The sequence below is a fragment of the Candidatus Woesearchaeota archaeon genome (assembly GCA_003694805.1).
Classification (GTDB): Archaea; Nanobdellota; Nanobdellia; order Woesearchaeales; family J110; genus J110.
In genome coordinates this window covers 1-1187 of record RFJU01000052.1, presented here as the reverse complement: position 1 = coordinate 1187, position 1187 = coordinate 1, and the positions used below count along the sequence as shown (strand labels likewise).

The window sequence follows — 1187 nt, the reverse complement described above, 5'->3', positions numbered from 1 at the left end:
TGCCAAGCCGGCCAAGGGCGGTGCCGTGCGCAGGTTCTCATTGCCACTTATTGAGTTGGGAGAGAAGGAGCAAAAAGTTCCCTCTCTGGACTTTAAGGCCGTAGTCGAGACGGACGCGGCACGGCTTGCTGAAGCGATTGAAGACGTGGACATCGTGGGAGAGTCTGTTTCGTTCGTGATTGATAAGAAGAAATTCAAGATTTCTGCCGCGGGGGATTTGCGCAAGGCCGAGATTGAAATAGAGGCGGGCGACGGCGCGACGATTGACGCAAAGGAGATGGTGAAGTCAAAGTTCTCTGTTGAGTACTTGAAGAAGATGATGCAAGGGGGCAAGCTCGCGGACAAGGTGGTGCTGCGCCTAAGCCAGGACTATCCTATTAAGCTCGAGTACACCGCGGTGGATAAGCTGCACTTAGCGTTCATCCTCGCCCCACGCGTGGATAATGATTAATGCCCTGACTCACAGTCAATGCGAGTTCAGGTCGTGACCGTCGTGTTTTTCTTTTGATGAGTTATTGATAGGAGTGCTTTTTTGGATGTGAAAACGAAATTTTTTCTACAAGTCATGAGAAAATTCTGCAAACAAGGTAGAATTTATAAATAAGGGGTGATTAACCCTCTCTATGGCAAAGATACTCATAGCGACGCTCTACACGTTTGAACCAGTGATTGCGGCAGCAACCAAGATCGGCGCAGACAGGCTGATATTGCTCATCGACCACGAACCGGACGAGACGCAGCAAAAATCTCTTGACATCATCAAACAATCGTTAGGATCGGTGCTGGAGATAAAGGCGGTGGAGACGGCTGTCTACGACATCGTGAACGTGGCCAGGGAGGCGGTCAAGATAATTGATCTTCTCTCTGATAAGGACGAGATCTATGTTGATGTGACTGCTGGCAGAAAGACAAAAGCCCTTGGCTTGTTATTTGGTGCGTACGCAAGGTCTGATAGGATTAGGAGGATACTGTATGTGAAGGAAGAGAACAAGCAAGTCGTGAATCTTCCTAAATTGAGCTATTCAATCACGCCAGGCCAGCACAAGATCGTGGAGTTCTTGCTTAGGAACGAGGCGAGGTCTATGGGTGAGTTCGCAGAGAAAGTCGATGTGAGCAAAGCAATGCTCTACAAGCACATCAAAGAACTCAAAGACATGGACATCATAGAAGACACAACAGAAGGATTC

2 protein-coding genes are annotated in these 1187 nt (G+C 48.5%); both read left to right on the top strand.

Annotated elements, in window-relative coordinates; translation table 11 throughout:
- Window positions 1-451 (top strand): hypothetical protein (locus D6783_02085; protein ID RME53408.1); only part of this gene is annotated, 451 nt, incomplete at its 5' end.
- A gap of 172 nt (window positions 452-623) precedes the next feature.
- The coding region (locus D6783_02080) for a CRISPR locus-related DNA-binding protein (protein RME53407.1) at window positions 624-1187 on the top strand (564 nt) is incomplete at its 3' end.